This window comes from Calothrix sp. CCY 0018, assembly GCF_963920925.1.
In the GTDB taxonomy this organism is placed as follows: Bacteria; Cyanobacteriota; Cyanobacteriia; order Cyanobacteriales; family Nostocaceae; genus Rivularia.
In genome coordinates this window covers 26,534-45,200 of sequence record NZ_CAWUDI010000024.1, presented here as the reverse complement: position 1 = coordinate 45,200, position 18,667 = coordinate 26,534, and the positions used below count along the sequence as shown (strand labels likewise).

The 18,667-nt window shown below is 37.7% G+C and carries 15 protein-coding genes; 3 read left to right on the top strand and 12 right to left on the bottom strand.

Annotated elements, in window-relative coordinates; genetic code table 11:
- Positions 1-14 precede the first annotated feature (14 nt).
- The 5 genes from ACM03V_RS18040 to ACM03V_RS18020 all read right to left on the bottom strand — a co-directional run bounded on the left by ACM03V_RS18040 (position 15) and on the right by ACM03V_RS18020 (position 4,755).
- The gene (locus tag ACM03V_RS18040) at positions 15-662 is read right to left on the bottom strand and encodes a sigma-70 family RNA polymerase sigma factor (protein ID WP_414622182.1); all 648 of its coding nucleotides are present in this window, start codon (positions 660-662) and stop codon (positions 15-17) included.
- 716 nt (positions 663-1,378) lie between these two features.
- Entirely contained in the window at positions 1,379-1,795 is a 417-nt protein-coding gene (locus tag ACM03V_RS18035) for a KTSC domain-containing protein (protein ID WP_414622181.1), read from the bottom strand.
- 208 nt (positions 1,796-2,003) lie between these two features.
- Positions 2,004-2,540 carry a nucleotidyltransferase family protein gene (locus ACM03V_RS18030; RefSeq protein ID WP_414622180.1) on the bottom strand — a complete coding sequence of 179 codons (537 nt, stop codon included), beginning with the start codon at positions 2,538-2,540 and terminating at the stop codon, positions 2,004-2,006.
- Positions 2,541-2,704: 164 nt separating this feature from the next.
- The gene (locus ACM03V_RS18025) at positions 2,705-3,040 is read right to left on the bottom strand and encodes a DUF4870 domain-containing protein (protein WP_414622179.1); all 336 of its coding nucleotides are present in this window, start codon (positions 3,038-3,040) and stop codon (positions 2,705-2,707) included.
- 341 nt (positions 3,041-3,381) lie between these two features.
- On the bottom strand, positions 3,382-4,755 hold the full coding sequence (locus tag ACM03V_RS18020; protein WP_414622178.1) for a calcium-binding protein: 1,374 nt from the start codon (positions 4,753-4,755) through the stop codon (positions 3,382-3,384).
- Between the two features lie 488 nt (positions 4,756-5,243).
- Here ACM03V_RS18020 and msrA point away from each other — a divergent pair, with 488 nt between their 5' ends.
- The gene (gene msrA / locus ACM03V_RS18015; RefSeq protein WP_414622177.1) at positions 5,244-5,723 is read left to right on the top strand and encodes a peptide-methionine (S)-S-oxide reductase MsrA; all 480 of its coding nucleotides are present in this window, start codon (positions 5,244-5,246) and stop codon (positions 5,721-5,723) included.
- A gap of 555 nt (positions 5,724-6,278) precedes the next feature.
- On the opposite strand, the gene ACM03V_RS18010 is transcribed toward msrA, so the two are convergent.
- Positions 6,279-8,072: an SUMF1/EgtB/PvdO family nonheme iron enzyme gene (locus tag ACM03V_RS18010; RefSeq protein WP_414622176.1), complete on the bottom strand. Its 1,794-nt coding sequence runs from the start codon at positions 8,070-8,072 to the stop codon at positions 6,279-6,281.
- Between the two features lie 421 nt (positions 8,073-8,493).
- On the bottom strand, positions 8,494-11,118 hold the full coding sequence (locus ACM03V_RS18005) for a polynucleotide kinase-phosphatase (RefSeq protein WP_414622175.1): 2,625 nt from the start codon (positions 11,116-11,118) through the stop codon (positions 8,494-8,496).
- A gap of 527 nt (positions 11,119-11,645) precedes the next feature.
- On the opposite strand from ACM03V_RS18005, the gene ACM03V_RS18000 reads away from it, so the two are divergent.
- The gene (locus ACM03V_RS18000) at positions 11,646-12,971 is read left to right on the top strand and encodes a tetratricopeptide repeat protein (protein WP_414622174.1); all 1,326 of its coding nucleotides are present in this window, start codon (positions 11,646-11,648) and stop codon (positions 12,969-12,971) included.
- A gap of 83 nt (positions 12,972-13,054) precedes the next feature.
- Here the strand turns inward: ACM03V_RS18000 and ACM03V_RS17995 are convergent, their stop codons facing one another.
- The 5 genes from ACM03V_RS17995 to ACM03V_RS17975 all read right to left on the bottom strand — a co-directional run bounded on the left by ACM03V_RS17995 (position 13,055) and on the right by ACM03V_RS17975 (position 17,177).
- Positions 13,055-13,813 carry a tRNA(His) guanylyltransferase Thg1 family protein gene (locus tag ACM03V_RS17995; RefSeq protein WP_414622173.1) on the bottom strand — a complete coding sequence of 253 codons (759 nt, stop codon included), beginning with the start codon at positions 13,811-13,813 and terminating at the stop codon, positions 13,055-13,057.
- Entirely contained in the window at positions 13,803-14,252 is a 450-nt protein-coding gene (locus ACM03V_RS17990) for an AAA family ATPase (RefSeq protein ID WP_414622172.1), read from the bottom strand. The genes ACM03V_RS17995 and ACM03V_RS17990 overlap by 11 nt, the downstream gene beginning before the upstream one ends.
- 70 nt (positions 14,253-14,322) lie before the next feature.
- Positions 14,323-15,711, bottom strand: a complete 1,389-nt coding sequence (locus ACM03V_RS17985) for a 3' terminal RNA ribose 2'-O-methyltransferase Hen1 (protein ID WP_414622171.1) — start codon at positions 15,709-15,711, stop codon at positions 14,323-14,325.
- A 928-nt stretch (positions 15,712-16,639) separates the two neighbouring features.
- The gene (locus tag ACM03V_RS17980) at positions 16,640-16,921 is read right to left on the bottom strand and encodes a type II toxin-antitoxin system RelE family toxin (protein WP_414622170.1); all 282 of its coding nucleotides are present in this window, start codon (positions 16,919-16,921) and stop codon (positions 16,640-16,642) included.
- Complete coding sequence (locus ACM03V_RS17975; RefSeq protein ID WP_414622169.1) at positions 16,908-17,177, bottom strand: type II toxin-antitoxin system Phd/YefM family antitoxin; 270 nt, start codon at positions 17,175-17,177, stop codon at positions 16,908-16,910. The genes ACM03V_RS17980 and ACM03V_RS17975 overlap by 14 nt, the downstream gene beginning before the upstream one ends.
- A gap of 317 nt (positions 17,178-17,494) precedes the next feature.
- Between ACM03V_RS17975 and fni the strand changes: the two genes are divergently transcribed.
- Positions 17,495-18,547, top strand: coding sequence for a type 2 isopentenyl-diphosphate Delta-isomerase (gene fni / locus ACM03V_RS17970; RefSeq protein WP_414622168.1), 1,053 nt, complete (start codon positions 17,495-17,497; stop codon positions 18,545-18,547).
- Positions 18,548-18,667 lie beyond the last annotated feature (120 nt).

Genomic DNA, 18,667 nt, shown 5'->3' with positions numbered 1-18,667 from the left:
TTGACTAATTTTTGCTACGTATCTATATATCCTTGCGCTCTGCCGAAAGCTAACAGACAAGGAAAACATTTGTGGTTGTAAAAATGATTGAGAGTGCTTTCTCTTTTTCCAAACTTTTCGGCTAATTCCCGCCACGTTTTTTCATTCGGTGGTAATTTATGTTTAAGTAATTCCTGACAGTTAATATGCGGGCATGAGCGCACGTGCTGACGGCGTAATTCATCACCTTGTGTTTCAATCCATTCTAGAGTTTCTTCTAAAATAGGTTGCGCTTTATCCGGTGCGGGTACATTATCTACTGGATCTATAAAGTTTAATTCTTCATCTTTCGGCTTAGTTGCTCTAGTCTTCTTATCTATCGCTATTTCTTGACGAATATCCAAAATTCTAAATTTAAGATGGGAATTAAACCAAGTAATTACATTAGCTTGAGAAGCATCATAATTGTCTATATTTTTGCAAAACCAAAACCAAGTTTTTTGCAATGCATCTTCATAATATTCGGGAATAATATCGCCACCCAACCAAATTTTCCCCGACTGCTGCATCTGAAATATCAACTGATTTAACAACTGCTGCCGCTTCAGACTACCGTGAGGATGCTGAGAAACTTTAGTTACTAATTGGGCGAGCCGCTCGTTTAAACCTTCAGAATATGCCATGTGCGTAATGCTAATATATAACTGATAAACGATTGATATATCGGACGTTGCTCTCGCACAGTTGCTCCTACAATGAATTTGAATTTTCCACGTTGTGAGACTGTCAGACGCTATTCAAAAATCCGCCTATATCTTTACAAAACGTTACATTTTCTCGAGCAAATTGCAATTCAGTTTTGTGCAATAAATTACTGTTAAGGAATATTAAGCAACAGATTCTACCTGGGAACAAGAAACCTGTATGAATTTTTATCTCCTCAAAAGCGGTAGAGTCAACATTCTAGTCACACACCCTACAATAAAAAAGTGAAATAAAGAACGTCTCTTAAAAGCCTCAGTCAGAAACTTAAAATATCATATTAGACATCTCCGGAAAATAAAATACCCCTCTCCAAACCTCTCCCCCACTGGGAGAGAGGCTTAAAAAAACCCCATTCCCATGTCCTTCGGACACGCTGCGCGAACATAGGGAAGGGGGGTAGGGGGGCTCGCGGTTTGCGTGTAATTTGAAACCATAGAAATGTTTTCCGGAGATGTTTATTGAAAGCAAAGACATAGCATCATAATAATTTCCTCACTGATAACTGCTCGCCCAAAAGTAAAGGCTAACTGCTTTAAGGAAAGCAATTAGCCGTGGCACCAGGAAACTTTAAAATTTTTAATTTAATAGATATATCTGATATATCTCAAACTTTTATAGAATAGAATGCGGTTCTTCAACACGAATTGTCTATACGTTGAGACTGATATCTACCTTTAATATTCTGATTAAAATATCTACCCACAGCGTCAGATGTATATAAATCCTCGAAGGTATCCTCATCTACATCTGAAAATTGATATACCGCACCACTATTGAACTCTATCTGTAAAACCTCACTTTCAGAATCGTATCCAATCGCACTTGCCATAGGTGATGCTACTGGTAACATCGCAAATGCTTCTTCATCTTCTAACAGCGGCGGAGGTTCCGCAATCAGTTCATCTAAATCCTGCAATCCCTGATAAGCCTGTATTGGTGCTGGTATCTCCAAAAACTCTAACTCGTCTCCCCTGTCGAGCAATAACTGTAAATATCCCTCCGAATGAGACACACCTAATAAGTTACTTAAATCAACCTTGCTAAACTTCATAAATTCTGCTCTCCTATTAACAGAGGTAAGTGGAATCTCTCAATCCCAACCGCTAAATTTATATTTAGATTAACCTTATTAGTACATTAGTATCACATATTCAGTTAGCAGTCAATAGTCAATCGTTATCAGTTATCAGTCAGTCTCATCTCCCCATCTCCCCATCTCCCCATCTCCCCATCTCCCCATCTCCCCATCTCCCTCTCCCTCACACTAATCGCAAGCAGGGACATTTCTGTAAATACCCATCAGCCTTGCGTTGTGCGTCTGGATTGTCTACATTTGCTGGAGTCGCCCTGACAATACCATTAAATAAGTCTTCTAATCCGTAAGGTGTGAAAAATTCCCATTCACCTCGTTCGCTTAAACGCACGCCTATTGCTGCCGTGGTGTGCAGCCAGTTTTCGATACCGTCTTCAGTGCTAGTGAAAGTTTTTTTACCGGAGCGCCATCGAGCAAAGCTGGCTTGATTTTTTATATCAAATAGATAGTCTGGAAACTGATTAGTTAAAATTGCTTTTGCTGCTAATTCTTGATTTCTGTCTCCTGTTTGATCAAAAAAAGCAATATCAAAGTCTTTGATAAACAACTGACAGTCTTCGCCAAAAATCGAACGCCAAACCGTGTTTCGTAAAGCACCTCCAGCTAACCACCAATCGGGTAAATTGAGTTGAGATATAGCTGGTAATACAGTCCCAACGGTGGAATTACTTAGGATATTTTGCAGGCGATCGACGCTGCTCATAATAAGTTTGAATTTAATTAATATTTATTTGTAGCGAGTATATCAGTTATGTGGCGCTTGTTGATTTAATTAAATACATTACGATTAAAAAAATTATTAGCTATATAAATACAAAAGACGTTGCACTGCAACGTCTCTACATTTAGACATGGGTAAATAAGCGATTATACCAAACGAAATATAAATGGATAGCGGTAAGGTTGATCTGGTGAGCCTAAAATTTGCACAATAGCGATAATCGGCATTATAAAACTGATTAAACCTAAAATCATCAGTAATGGAAAACCGATAATAACTACAGTCAGCATTGCAGCGATTAATCCATATATATAAAGATTAATGTGGAAATTCAAGGATTCTCTGGCATTAGCCTTTACAACTGAATCTTCTGTAGTAAACAAAATTGCAATGGGTATAGCGACAGCTACGAGCGTAGAGCTAAGGAATATCGCTCCATGAGATAGGGCTGACAATAGTTTGCGTTGATCTGCATTTTCCATATGACAAACTCTTTCTAGAATTTATATATACTTCTACAATCATAATTGTACTTATTTCGTAATGTCATTGAATTTAAGATTATGACTTTATCTGTATAAAATTTTGTTAACAATTGCATAGAATTACGGTAGTTATCTTGAATTTATTTAATTAATAATTCAAGCTTTAAATTCATTAGTTTTTTATTTTCAACGAATTAAGAGTTAGGCTTAAGAGTGATGAATTTTTAATAACCAAAGACTAAAATTGTCTGCAAATAAAATCTTGGTTTTTTCAGAAAGTAAAAATCTGAATTCCTAATTCCTAACTCTTAATTCCTGACTAATTAATTTACCTTTTCTCAAATCGCATAAAAGTGACTTGAATTAAAAGAAGTAGTATCAAATCCTTCTAGGGTTGCTAATACTGTATCTCCAAATAAAATATCGTTACCAGAAAAAGATAAATCTTTGAACAGAAGATTATTAAAGGTAGTAATTCTGTCACCTTCTCCTAAGTTAAAGTCAGTAATTATATCTTTTGTAGAACTATTTCCATCAAGGTAGAAATTATCGGCACCCGTACCACCAGTCAAAGTATCAGCACCTGCACCACCATTGAGAAAATCATTTCCTTCGCCACCGACAAGAATATCTTGGTTTTTTCCTCCCGAAAGATTATCATTACCAATACCGCCATATAATTGATCTTTTCCCTTACCGCCGTCGAGAAAATCATTACCCTCGTCGCCGACAAGAATATCTTTTCCCTTACCGCCTAATAACAAATCATTTCCAGCGTTACCAAAGATTTGATCGTTACCCTTACCACCTTTGAGAATATCGTCTCCAGCAAAACCTTTGAGAGTGTCGTTACCCTCGATATTATTAGGAATCATTACCGTAACTAAACCAACATCGGTACCACCTTGGCGATCGCTCACAGTATATTCAAAGTTGGCGTTTCCGTTATCTTGATTGGGGGTAAAAATTATCGTGTCGTCACCGGAATCATCGATAGTACCGTTATCGTTAAGAGTTACAGTACCACCGATAGCGTTATTAACGGCAGTAATAGTTAAAGAATCACCATTCTTATCAGTATCATTACCGAGCAAATTCGCGACGGGAATAATAACAGCAGTATTTTGAGAAGCTGTAACAACATCGTCAGTAGCTACAGGAGGATTATTAGACGTTGCAGCGGTTTCAATTATCAACGTCGGCATACTTACGGAAGTTGGATCTACCAATAAACCTCCAAATTCCAAAGCGCGTAAACCAATTCCTGCAAAAGATTCATCGTTGTTAACCAAGTTTTGCACAAAATCGGTAACATCAAAAGAAAGCTGCTGCCCGACAGATGGATTGGAAGTATCTTCAGTATCTAAAAGTACCCCTGCTTCAAAATCCGAAGCATCAGCAACCCCATTACCCGCATATCCAAAAGCACCAATACTATCGGGATTATCGCCAAAAGGAGCGCCCAATCCACCTACTTCTAAACCAGTAATTTTTACATCGAATCTTGCACTAGTAATAGTTGTTCCTTCCGGAATCGAAAATTCACCGATATTAAATTCCGCAAATTCAGCAGCTTCACCACTGCTACCAAGTATCACGGTGAAAAAATTACCGGGAAAAACGCTATCTCCGGTTCCATCAAATTCACCGTCAAACCCACCGTCTATTACCTCGAAGGTAGTTTCCGGTTCAAATGAAAAAGTATTTGTCACAAAGCCTCCCTGAAAACCGAAAGTTTATATTAAACACTTTTGAGAAAGCATTCAACTGTATAGTTTTACCTTTAATAGTATGGAAGGAAACGTTTTGTTGTAAAAATGGTTCTTTTGATTACTAAAATAATTGCTAATGGATTTCATAAATAAATTTGATGTTCTTTTGCTAGACGTAGGGCACACTTTTGTGTTTTGGGGTTATCGTTTCTTTTATACCGAAGATTTTGCAGCTACTTATCGTAGTTTGGGGGGAAACTTACTGCAAGATGAATTAGTAAATAAAATTGTATTTATAGTAAATTACCTGGCGACTGGAAGTCGCGGCTACACAAGCAAAACCGGCCTGCGCGGGTTAGAATCTTTTAAATTCAGGATTTACGTAAAGCCCCCCTTCATAAGGGGGGTTGGGGGGATCACAACGGCTGCAATAGTTAATTTATCGTTACTATTGCGTAAGTCCTAAAATTTATAAAAATAATTTGATAATGGAAAAAGCTACATTTGGTGCGGGTTGTTTTTGGGGTGTAGAAGCCGCTTTTCGCAGATTAAAGGGCGTTACTTCTACTTCGGTGGGATATATGGGGGGACATTTTGAAAATCCCTGCTATCTTGATGTGGTTTCTAGAATTACCGGGCACGCTGAAGTTACACAAGTTGAATATGATGCTTCTATTATTAGTTACGAAGAGTTATTAGAAGTATTTTGGAAAATTCATGACCCTACAACTTTAAATCGTCAAGGGCCAGATAGAGGAGAACAATATCGTTCTGTAATATTTTTTCATAATTCCGAGCAAGAAGTAATGGCGAGAAATTCAAAGCAGAAATTACAGGATTCTGGGAAGTATGAAAAAGATGTTGTGACGGAGATTAAACCAGATGCGGATTATTGGTTAGCAAGTGATGAGCATCAGCAGTATTTTGAGAAGAAGAATTTTGAACAAATGAAGCGGAGAGAAAAGTAGGGTGTGTTATGACGCGATGGGTAATTATGATGGTGATGAGTTAATTTGTGTTCGCGTCTAACGCACCGTTTTAATGTTGGGTTGTGAATAAATTTAATAAAAAATGGTGCGTCACGCTGTCGCGATAACAGCAGCCTACAGGAATAATTCAAGATTGAAACGAATTCTTTGGAATGGTGACAGCACCAATCTCGCGTTTTGCTCCGATACCCGCCTTGAAATCAATTTCAAGGCTAATAAACAAAGTACGTTAAAACGCACTAAAATCTTACCCAGTCTGATTTATCAGACTTTGTGTTTGAGCCTGGGAATTTATTCCAAGGCGGTAATGATGGCTAATTAACAATGGTATCTATATTTTTTAACTTTAGAATCGCCATGTTTTAAATATGAGTTTATTCATTAATGATTTCATCCATAACTTAAATTCATGGTGCCGTACTCTCCTACTAACAGCACCCTACAATTATTAATATCAAAAAAATCGACCGTCGAAGGGGGGAGAGGGTAAAGAAAAAAGAGCAGAGAGCATAAGGGGAAAAGTATAAAGGGCTATTAAGAGTCCCTCCCAACCCCGCAGACAACACGAAAACCAAAATAGGAGTCGTTGCTGACATCGCGCGAAGCGTTGTAACGAGACGCGGAACGGCAGTACTCAGGATCGTCGGGCCAGCAACCGCCCCGCATTACTCGAAAAGAATCATTACCATTCTCAATCCAAGCACTACCATCAGTAGGTGCGCCATTATAATTTTCATGCCAGGTATCCTGACACCACTCCAAGACATTACCGTGCATATCGTACAAGCCAAAAGTATTGGGAGGGAAACTACCTACTTGTCTTGTTTCTTGACGATATTTACCGTTTGGTGCATCCCCATAGGTTTGATTACCATTGTAATTAGCTAAATCAGTGGTAATTGTCGCGCCGAAGTGAAACGGTGTGGTAGTTCCAGCCCGACAAGCATATTCCCACTCAGCTTCACTAGGTAAACGATATTCTCTTCCGGTTTTCTCGGTTAACTTCTGACAAAATTCCGTCGCATCATTCCAGGTAACTGATTCTACGGGACGTTTTTTTCCTTTGAAGATAGAAGAATTTTTACCCATAATTTCTTGATACTGTGCTTGAGTAACTGCGAATTTACCTATGAAAAAGGGTTTAACATTTACTTGATGTTGGGGACTTTCATCATCATTTCGTTGTTTCTCATCTGCTGGTGAACCCATGAAAAAGTCACCACCAGGAATTTTCACCATTTCTAAAATGACACCATTACCTAAATCTTCTGTGAAATACTTAGCGTTAAGTGGTTGACGGGTAATGATATTTCCACTTGCATTGACTGTGACTGTTTCAAAGTCAAAGCTTTTGAGCTTACTTACATCATCTGGGCTTGAAACACTGTCAAATAATGCTTTTCCTCCAACAGTAAGTAAAAGTCCACTACCAGCAAAACTAATAATTTGCAGGGCTTTGCGACGTGAAAAATTAATTGGTATTGGTGGATTAGGTAGTGGTTTCGGCGGAACTGACGGTGACAGCCGCGTTGGTAAATTCAGCGCTTGTAATGCATATCTGGCATGAGAATAACGAAAACTATGGTGGCGACGTACCATTCTGGTAATGACTTCTGCTAAATACTGGCTAATGGATACTCTACCTAACCATATCACTTCACCAGTCTCGGGATTTTCTTCTAACCAAGAAGGTTGAGTACCTGTCAAAGCTTGAATTACAGTCATTCCTGTCGCATAAATATCGCTCGCTAAACAAGGTTTACCCAAACCCTGTTCGTTAGGCATATATCCCGGCGTACCAATTACCATGCTCGAAATTACTTCACCTTGAGAATTTAACATCAAACTCCCCAATTCTTTAACCGCACCAAAGTCAATCAGAAATATTCTGCCATCTTCTTGACGACGCATGAGGTTTTGGGGTTTGATATCCCGGTGAATTACTCCTTGCTGATGCACGAAGGATAATATTTCTAAAATGCTTTGTAATAACTTGCTGGCATAACCTTCGCTCAATCGCTTCCCTGAAAAAATTTCTTTGCTTAAATCATGCCCTTGAATAAGTTCTTGAACAATATAGAGGTTATCATTTTCTTGAAAGTGCGCTAGTAACTGGGGTATTTGAGGATGTTTTCCCAATTTTTCTAAGATAGCTGCTTCTTTATGAAATAACTCTATTAATCGCGGATGAGTTTTGTTAGGACGTAGTTGCTTGACTACACATAGGGGTTTACTCGGTTGCATGGTGTCTCTTGCGAGATAGGTGATTGCAAAACCACCTCCACCTAATTGACGAGTGATTTCATAACGTCCAACTAAAGTATTCACTATACGCTAATTTCCCCAATTAGTATAAAAACGAGCTTAAATGTTTTAACTAAAAATGTAATATTTTGAAATTATCTCATGGGGAAATTAATTATAAATTTAATTTCATAAAGTTTTCTAGAAGTTTATTTAATTTTCTACAGTTTTTTGGGAGGATTTTCGGGAAATATGGGGATTTTCATTTCGATGCTATAAAAACTTAACCTCACCCCCTTCCCCTTTTATTGAAAACGTTATGGTGTACGTAGAAGTAGCCTACAGGCTCCATTCCCGCCTTGAAATCAATTTCAAGGCTAATAAACAAAGTACGTTGAAACGCACTAAAATCCTTATTTAGTCGTCTTTAGACCACTTGGTGTTTGAGCCTGGGAATTTATTCCAAGGCGGTAAAATGCGCCTCACACAAGAAATTAATTTCCCCCTACAACCTCGGATCTACCGCTTCACTCTCCAAAGCCAAAACCCCAAACACGCACTCGTGAACCCTTCTCAACGGCGCTTCTGCAACAAATCTTTCCAATGCTTCCACCCCTAAAGCAAATTCCCGCATTGCCAAGGAACGTTTCAAAGATAACCCGCGCTTACGCAGACGTTCTAAGTTCTCTTCGGTAGTATATTCCGCTCCGTAAATAATCCGCAGATATTCTTTACCGCGACATTTCACCGCTGGTTGCAAAATTCCGCGTTTACCTTTAACGATAAATTCTAGCGGTTTGACAACCATTCCTTCACCCCCTTTACTTGTCATTTCCTCCCACCAATGGGTTCCTTCTGCTTCGCTGCTGGGGTCGTTTAAATCTATAATTTTGTAATTAGTTGCCATTAATAATTCGGGATTAGCTGCTTCTAACATTGCAGCTTGTTCCATGTGCCAGCGATGGTTTTTATCTGTATGTACCGCACCTTCGGTAGCTAAAATATGAAATGGTGCCAGTTTGATATCGGCAATATCGTTAACTTCCCAACAGTAGCGACGGTAAGCGTCTACATATTGGTTTGCCATTTGCTGGCGTTCTTGAAATTTACTAAGCAATGAGTTAACTTCAATACAGTTTTGACTGGCTTGCGTAAGTAAATTTATGGCATTACTTAAAGCCGGACGAGAAGCTGCACCAACTGCTGCATATTGACTCCGGATTAATCCTTGAGCTTTCGCCGACCAGGGCATCAGTTCGCAATCGAGACATACCCAATCTGTATTTAATCTTGACCAGAAATCACTATCAGTAATAGCTTTATTTACTCCTGTTAAAAACTGAGTTTCTAATTCCGAATTATTAAAAAAGCGTCTTCCGGTGCGAGTGTAACAAATATCGATTCCTTCATTAACAATTCCGAATCTTCTTTTAACAGCTTCCTCATCGCGACATACAATAACTACTGCTCGCGAACCCATGTGTTTTTCTTCGCAAATAACTTCAGTAATTCCTTCGTTTTTATAATAAGCAAAAGCTTCTTTTGGATGCTCCAAATATCCGGGTAATTGAGAAGTTTCGACGGGTGACATGGTAGGAGGAAGGTAAATCAACCATTTGGGATTTGCAGCAAACCGACTCATCACTTCCAAAGCTGCAATGGAATTTTCTTCTCGAATGGTAATCTTGTTTTGCAGACGTACATTAATAATTCGCTTACCCAAGACATCATCAATATTTAAAACGTCATCTAAGTGCTGTTGCGAAGTGATTCCCGCACCTGTTATATTACCCAAAGGTTTTACGGGTTCGCAGTAAACTTTCGCTGCATCAACACTTACCAATTCCGTTTCTGGATAACGCAAAGCCGTCAACTTACCACCAAAAACGCAACCCGTATCAATATCAATCGTATTATTCAACCATTCCGCTTCCGGTACGGGGGTATGTCCGTAAACCACCATCGCTTCACCGCGATATTCCGCAGCCCAATTGTAGCGCACGGGTAAGCCGAATTCATCAATTTCGCCAGTACTTTCACCATACAGCGCAAAACTCCGCACCTTTCCCGAACCCCTTCCCTGCATTTCTTCACGCATTCCCGCATGAGCAACTACCAAACGTCCGTCATCTAGGACAAAATGACTTATCAAAGAGTCGATAAACTGTTCAATTTCTTTAAGGAAAGGTTCACGTACTTCTGGAGATAAAGCTTCAATTTCTGCCACAGTTTGCTCTAAACCGTGATTAATTTTAACTTTTTTACCGCGTATTTTTCGTAACAGCTTGTTTTCATGATTACCCGGTACGCAAATCGCCGCACCCGCTTCCACCATGTTTTTTACGAGTTTGACAGTATCAAGAATCCGGGGACCTCTATCTACCAAATCGCCGAGGAATAAGGCTTTGCGTCCTTCGGGGTGGGAGTAAATAGGAGAGGGGGAAGAATTATTATTGATAACTGATAACTGTATGTCGCTATCGCGACACGCTTCGCTAACGCTGTTAACTGATTTTTGGTAGCCTAGTTTTTCTAATAGTAATTCCAATTCATCGCAGCAACCGTGAATATCGCCGATGATGTCAAAGGGACCATGCTCATGTTTGCGATTGTTCCATAATGGTTTACGTTGGATTTCTACGGCTTCGATTTCTTCGATGGAATTAAGCACGTAAACGTAACGAAAACCTTCTTTTTCTAAACCTCTTAAAGAACGTTTTAAATTTTGCACGTGACGCTGAACTACATAAGAAGCAAATTGTCGATCTGGACGTTGTTGGTTGCGTTGATGACAGATATTTTCGGGTAAATTTAAAACTATGGCAACGGGAAAACAATGATATTCTTTTGCTAAGTTTACATAATATTTTCTATCTTCTCTTTGAACGTTGGTTGCGTCAATTACTGTTAGTTTGGCGGCTGCTAAACGCTTATGAACGATGTAGTGGAGTACCTCGAAAGCATCGCGGGAAGCATCTTGGCTGTTTTCATCGTTGGAAACCAATCCGCGACAAAAATCGGAAGATATAACTTCAAATGCTTGAAAATGTTTTTTTGCAAAGCTTGATTTACCGGAGCCTGATGCACCGATGAGCGTTACTAGAGATAGTTCGGGGATAGTTATTTTCATAGTATTTCAAGGATCTAATAAACCTTACTAGACGCGGAGGGCGCTGAGGTAAGAGTTTCAGGGGATGTTTTTTTAAATATCCGGCGGTTGAAACCGCCAGGTAAAGTTAACCATTTTTCTATTAAGTTAATAATAGCTTTCCTAATCGAAGATGCTTGATAATTCTTTACTACAATATCTGGTAATATCGCAAATTATTCATTTATCCAATCCAGATTATTGACATTCTTTATAAAATATTGTTTGCTCCAAATATTAATACCAATCCTTGTACCATTACGGAAAGATATTATGGCATTGCAATATTCTTCACCAAAATTTTTATCTGATTCAATATTATATTCATCAAACTAGAACCATTTTACGTATTTATCCTCTAAAATGTTCATTTTATTACACCTCAAAGCTAAGGAAATATATTTTTTTAATTAAGCAGTGTTTGTATCGTAATAGATGCGTTTAACTTCTGTTATAAATGAATTAAATTACATTTACCTTTTTTTAGAGAATAAACTTTAAAATCCAAAATGCATTTATCTGACGACTGGGAAGGCTTACATCATTTAGGGGTAACTCTTATAGAATTACAACGTTTTGAAGAAGCATTATTAGTTTATAATCAAATTTTAGAATCGGAACCCAACGTTTATGATGCTCTTGTCTTTCGGGGAATGGCACTACAAGGTTTAGAAAATTTTGAAGAAGCGCTGATTAATTTTGAAAGAGCAATAACCCATTCAGCCGATTCTCATTATGTTTGGTACGAGCGGGGAGTTACTTTATTTAAACTTGGAAGATTGCAAGAAGCACTCTCCAGTATTGATATAGCGATAGAAATTCAGCCAGATTACCTGAAAGCTTTGTTATTGCGGGGTGTTGTGCTGTTGGAGCTTCATAAATTAGAAGCAGCATTGATTAGTTTTGAAAAGCTAATTCTAATAAAACCTAATTATCCTAAAGCTTGGCATGAAAAAGCTTTGACGCTGTATGAATTAGGTAAATTAGAAGATGCCGTTATGTGCTTTGATAAAGCAATCCAATACAAACCTAAATTCGATTTAGCTTGGTACCACAAAGGTATTGCATTATTTGATTTAGAAAAGTTTGCATCAGCTTTAACTTGTTTTGATAAAGTAATAGAAATTCAGCCTCATGACGCAAAAGCTTGGTATGAAAAAGGTTATACGCTAGAGAAATTGGAAAAATTAGAAGATGCGATTGTTTGCTTTGATAAAGCAATAGAAATTCAGCCTAATTCCTCAGAAGCTTTATATAGAAAGGCTGACATACTATATACTTTAGGAAAATTAGAAGATACGATTGATACCTTTAATCAGGTTGTAGAATTAGAACCAAAAAATTGCCAAATTCGCAATCGACTAGGAAGAGCGCTAGGTAAATCAGAAAGATATGAAGATGCAATTTTAGCTTTTGATAAAGTCATAGAAATTGACTCAGAAAACTATGTTGCACATTGTTTTAGAGGTTATGCACTTCATGAATTAGGGAAAAATGAAGATGCGATCGCAGCTTTTGAGAAAGCAATAGAAATTAATCCAAATTACGATCTAGCATGGAAAATTTACGGTACGGTACTACACAAATTAAAACGAAATGAAGAAGCAATTTTATTTTTTGATAAAGCTTTAGATTTACATCCAAATCAACCAAATATTTTATATGAAAAGGCTTGCTGTTATGCCGCGTTAGATAATATCGATTTAGCTATTGAAAATTTACAAACAGCTATCAATCTTAATCCCGAAGAATGCCGCGAAAAGGCAAAAACTGAGTCATGCTTTGACAAGATTCGCGATGATATAAGATTTAAAGCTTTATTTTTAAATCACTGATGAAAATAAAGAAACCCGGTTTTTTCAAAAAAACGGGTTTTAAAATAGCTCAAATTAACAAACCATATGAGATTACGATAATTTCAACATCCACAAAACTTCCTAATAAATTCACTATAATCATCTTTCATCGGCAAATCCAATTCTCTTCTTATCCGTCGTCTTGTTGTAAAAACTGTTTCATTTTTAACTGGGTTATATCCTTCTTTTTCATATTCTTGCCAATACAAACCCATACCGCGTTTCTGCCAGCTTGGTAATTCGTTAAAATTAATTCCATGTTGAAATAGTAATTCGTTTTTATCGGCTACCGACAAACCTTCCATTATACTAGTTGCTTTACGGGCTGTTTCTCCATCTCCACGCAAACACCAATAACTCTGAGAATTAAGAGAATTTCTATGTGCGTCTTGTTGTCTCCAGCGAAAATAATCAATTACTTGTTGAATATTCGCAAGTTGAGAAATTCGACAGTCAAAACAAGCCATATCTTTTAAAAGTAACGAAAATTTAGCGCTGGCTTCTCCTGCTAAAACTGAGTTGATTTTGCGGGTTTTGCGATTAAATGTTTCATCCTCTAAGCTAAATAGTAAAGATATTTCATCACTTTGAGTGTAGCCGTAAATGATATCAAAACCGCTATTCATCAAATGCTCTACGGTATCTAACATATAGTCGCGAAAACGTTCATCGTAAGGTGCTTTAAATTTATGCACGTCTTTTGTTAAACGAGTAAAACCCCTTCCATCTAATCTCGCTACTATATAAATTCCTGGTAATACGCAATAATCGTGAGCGGTTTCAAATACCCGCATTTTAGTATCAAGCTCGTCAAATTTCACGATTCCACTCCTTAACTATAAATGAATAATCTGGATGGGTTTTTACCGAGTATATTGCATCAAATCCTTCTGTGTAACTAGGTAAAACAAGTTTTTTATAAGTTGATAATATTCCGACTAAGGGAATTACTTTTTTCCCTTGACGTTGGCTGTTGCGTTGCTTGCAATCTTCTAAATTTGAATTAAAGTAATATGCTAACACTTGAAAACCTTGTGCTTTCGCTGGAATTATATAGCGTTTTCTATCTTCTATTGTGGGATTAGTGTTGTCTATGACAAATCGCTGTTTTGCTGCTAAACAAGCTTGAAATATTAGCTTTTCTCGGTGACGAGTTTTGAGCATATCAAGATTAATTCGGATGTGGGTATCTAGAAAATATTCGCGGTAGAAAGTTGATTTCCCCGCTCCTTGAATACCGATGAATATGATTGCTTGCATTGTTTGTAGTAAGCGATTTATCGCTTTCAAAGATAAAGGGCTAAAGCCCTTACTACGAACTTGATCGTTGTTAACTGTTAGCTGAAAAAACCGCCATTTGCGTGGGGGAACCTACTTCTAATTCTTCTTCACCTACGCTTTGAAATTCCACGCTATAACTAAAGTTTTCTCCTACTTCTTTTGCCCATTTTTGAAATTCTGCTCTTGTCCATTCAAAACGGTGATCTTTATGACGTAATGTTCCGGCTGGTAGACTTTCAAATTTAACGTTATATTCTACATTTGGTGTGGTAACTATTACTGTTTGTGGTTTGGCGAATTCAAATAATACTCTTTCAAAAGCGCTTAACCTGGGTAAATCTAAATGTTCTATGACTTCAATTACGGCAGCCGCATCGTATCCGGTAATTCGTTTATCTGTGTAAGTTAAACCACTTTGAATTAATTGTAATTTTTCCCATTCGTTGCGAGGTAAATGTAATCGTTCTAATCTTTCTTTGGTAATTTCTAAATAACGATAGGATACGTCTACTCCGGTAATTTTTTCAAAGTAACTATCTTTCAAAAGCAATTTGAGTAAATTACCTTGTCCACAACCTAAATCTACAATTTTTTTAGCATTATTCTGCTTTAAAACTTCTACTACTGAATTCAAACGCTGTTTATTTAAACTTAGTGGTTTCTCTACTGCTGCTTCTTCTTTATCGTGATTTTCTTCGGCACTATCGGGATCTGGTTCGTTGGGTTCGGTTAGTTGCGCTAAAGCAGAGCGAGTTAAGCGATATTGACGTTTTAAATAGCGCTTGGTAATCTCTTCTTTTAATGGATGTTCCTTTAACCAACCTTCCCCGTGACGCAATAATTTTTCTACTTCTTCTTCGTTTACCCAGTAATGTTTATTATTATCTAAAACTGGTATTAAAACATAAAGATGGCTGAGTAAAAGCGAAAGAGGTAAAGTGTTTTGTAATTCAACCGTGAAATATTTACTTTCTCCCCATTCCGGGAAAGTTTCATCTAAAGGATAATTTTGTAAACTTACTTGATAACCTAAAGGTTCAAATAATTCTCGTAAAAAACCTTCACCACTATAACAAGGTAAAACCGATATTTTTGCTACTAACGGTATCGCTGTTTCTACTAACTCCGGTTTATCTTTGCAACGCCCACCCAAAGCTGTACCAAATACTTGAGATATGGCTACGCTGAAAAACGAAGAAGCTACATAAGGGCGATCGTTTACATAGGCATCCAGCGTTAAAGTTCTCTTTCTGACTAATTTTACTGGATTGATATCTAATAATAAAGCTGCGGTGCATTGTTCCTTTGTTGCTTCCGGGTAGAAAACGTGGGCTTCTCCGAAGGAAAGCGAAAACGACTGACAACGGCTTGGGTGTTTGTGTAGAAGATAACCCAAATCGGTTGCAGGTTGGTGAGTAGTGGCGATTGTTAGCAGCATTTAGTTGAAGGATGGGGAGACAGTCTTTAAGGTAACATTTTAGATTAGATAAATTTTTAACTTTAAACGCAAAGGAACGCTGAGGTAAGCGCGGAGGGGCGCTGAGTCAGTGATTTCGATGTTAGAGAAGGTGTTTGTGGATGTGGCGATGAGCGGCGATCGCGCTTAACTTGACAGAAAATTAAGTAGCAATAATAACTCTTACTTTTCAAATATTGCATAAAAATACATACTCACATTGACTAATAGTTCATATAATACTGGTTGTTGGGGGCTTCACAAGACTCTGTAATCTTCTGAAAGCCTCTGAAAAACCTCAAAATATTTCTTATAGGAAGAGAATTATGTCTAACAATGCCTACACCGTGCGTGAAAATCTGAATGAATTTGAAGAAAGTGTTTTAGAAGATTTAGGTAAATGAACTTCTAGCAGATGGTAAAGAATTATTTAGCCAAGGATACGAATTAGTTGATGTTGAATACGGTGATGGTGTCTGGCTGGGAACAGTTGAAAAAGAAACTTATACCCCTAGTTATGATGATTTCTATAGCCAATTGTATGATTTGCAAATGCAGGCTGAGATGCAAACGTTAGCTAATCAATTACAAATGGATGCTATATATTCTACAAAATTTGCTTAGTGGTTTTTCCTTCTAGACATCTTCTCAAGAAGGGGAGCAATCGTAACACTGGCGCTGACTTTCTTAGCACTTTTAAAAAAAAGCGACAGCGATTAAATTTCCGAAATCTTAAACTGTAAATAATAATTTTTTAACCAGGGTTTAATACTCTGGTTTCTTCATAGAATTTAATGATTAGTAAAACATTTAATTTGTTTAGGTAACATTTAAAAATATTTTAGCCCCAGCTTTAATCTGCTGCGGGCGTTTTTATATAAATCTGTTCCCTCAACTTTCCTCTTACTAACTATCCCAATAAGCGTTTCAATCTTTTATATACATCATCATCGTTACGTTTGCCGACCAAAATCACTTCAACTAAGTCTTCATCAGGAAAAAATCTATAAACTATTCGATATTCACCACTGTCAACGCGATAATAGTTTTCATAACCAGATAGTGATTTACTATCAGATGGTAAAGGATTTACATTTAAAGCCAATACTTTTTTCGCAATCTGTGCTGCAATTTTCGGTTGCAAACCGTTTAAAAAATCAAGAACGGTTTCTAAACCATCAAGCTTCGCCATTTGCTAAATTTTCTAACGCATTTGTAAAAGCTTCACTCCCCACCATTTTTGAATTACTAAGTGCAACATTAGCTTTTTGCCCTAATACCATATTTTCTAATTCTTCCAATCTTTCAACTAATTTCTGGTAAGTTTCTGCTGACATGATTACATGACTCGGACGTGATTGTTTTGTTAACAAAACTGGTTCAACAGCGGCTTTATCAAAAACCTCACCATGTTTATTTCGAGCATCTGTAAGTGAGTAATTTTGCATATAAATTAAGATATTGACTATTTTGTACATTATGACTATTTTCTATTATATATCTTCTTCGTTTCCAAATAACCGATGGTGCGTTACGGCGATCGCAAATTTATTACCCATAAGCGAAAATATCTCGTAGCCGTAACACACCCTACAGCACAATTAAAAAATTATTTCCCCATGCCCGATGCCCAATCCCCCATGCCCAATGCCCAATTCCCCATTCTCAATTGCAAATTGTTAAAAAGGCGCGTATTTGACTCCAAAAAATCCCAAAATACTACAGACTGAGAAAATAGCAGTTAACTTTACTCCCAGTCTCCACCGTGAAAATTTCTACAAATTACTCAGCCGCAACACAATCTCGCAAAGCCGACCACATCCGCATCTGTCTAGAGGAAGATGTTCAGTTTCGTCAAACTACTAATGGTTTGGAACGCTATCATTTTGACCATTGTTGTTTACCGGACATTGACCGCGATCAAATTGATATTAGCACTACATTCTTAGGAAAAGTTATGAATGCGCCATTATTAATTTCTTCGATGACTGGGGGAACCGAAGAAGCTAAAACTATTAATTGTCGTTTGGCGAAAGTTGCTCAACATTACCGATTGGCTATGGGTGTCGGCTCTCAACGAGTTGCAGTAGAAAATGCGGAAGTTTCTGATACTTTTGCAGTTCGTAAATATGCTCCCGATATACTATTGTTCGCTAATTTGGGTGCGATTCAACTGAATTACAATTACGGTTTAGATGAATGTCTGCGAGTTGTTGACATTTTGGAAGCTGATGCGCTGATTTTGCATCTTAACCCGCTACAAGAATGCATTCAGCCCAAAGGTGATACTAATTTCCGGGGCGTGCTGGACAAAATCGAAACTTTATGCCAAAAATTACCAGTGCCGGTAATTGTTAAGGAAGTTGGGAATGGAATTTCGGCGAAAATGGCTCACAAACTTATTGGTGCTGGAGTTGCAGCGATTGATGTGGCTGGTGCTGGCGGTACTTCTTGGGCTTTGGTGGAAAGCGAGCGTGCTGATAATGTTTTACAGCGACGTTTGGGTAGAACCTTTGCTGATTGGGGTGTTCCGACGGCTGACTGCATCACCGGAATTCGCAGCATTGCCCCTGATGTACCTTTGATTGCTTCGGGGGGTTTGCGTCACGGTGTAGATGTGGCGAAGGCGATCGCATTGGGTGCCGATATAGCCGGGTTGGCAATGCCGTTTTTACAAGCTGCAACTTCATCTGAGGCTACACTTTACGATTTAGCAAAAGTTTTAATTGCGGAAATTAGCACCGTACTATTTTGTACTGGTAACGCTACACTAGAACAACTTCAACATTCTGATAGTTTAATTAAAACAGTTGAATAATTCTATATCTTAATTATTGAGCAAAATATATAGGTGTTAGGAACAATATTTATAGGGGACATTGGAAATACAAAGTAATTATTAAAGGATGATTTATAAAATATGAAGTGAAAAGATGCA

Bases quoted from the DNA above. Each gene is read 5' to 3' on its own strand.
- ACM03V_RS18025 (WP_414622179.1), bottom strand. From the start codon at position 3,040: ATGGAAAATGCAGATCAACGCAAACTATTGTCAGCCCTATCTCATGGA.
- ACM03V_RS17980 (WP_414622170.1), bottom strand. From the start codon at position 16,921: ATGGCGAAGCTTGATGGTTTAGAAACCGTTCTTGATTTTTTAAACGGT.
- msrA (WP_414622177.1), top strand. From the start codon at position 5,244: ATGGAAAAAGCTACATTTGGTGCGGGTTGTTTTTGGGGTGTAGAAGCC.
- ACM03V_RS18005 (WP_414622175.1), bottom strand. From the start codon at position 11,118: ATGAAAATAACTATCCCCGAACTATCTCTAGTAACGCTCATCGGTGCA.
- ACM03V_RS17985 (WP_414622171.1), bottom strand. From the start codon at position 15,711: ATGCTGCTAACAATCGCCACTACTCACCAACCTGCAACCGATTTGGGT.
- ACM03V_RS17990 (WP_414622172.1), bottom strand. From the start codon at position 14,252: ATGCAAGCAATCATATTCATCGGTATTCAAGGAGCGGGGAAATCAACT.
- ACM03V_RS18035 (WP_414622181.1), bottom strand. From the start codon at position 1,795: ATGAAGTTTAGCAAGGTTGATTTAAGTAACTTATTAGGTGTGTCTCAT.
- ACM03V_RS18030 (WP_414622180.1), bottom strand. From the start codon at position 2,540: ATGAGCAGCGTCGATCGCCTGCAAAATATCCTAAGTAATTCCACCGTT.
- ACM03V_RS17975 (WP_414622169.1), bottom strand. From the start codon at position 17,177: ATGCAAAATTACTCACTTACAGATGCTCGAAATAAACATGGTGAGGTT.
- ACM03V_RS18040 (WP_414622182.1), bottom strand. From the start codon at position 662: ATGGCATATTCTGAAGGTTTAAACGAGCGGCTCGCCCAATTAGTAACT.
- ACM03V_RS18000 (WP_414622174.1), top strand. From the start codon at position 11,646: ATGCATTTATCTGACGACTGGGAAGGCTTACATCATTTAGGGGTAACT.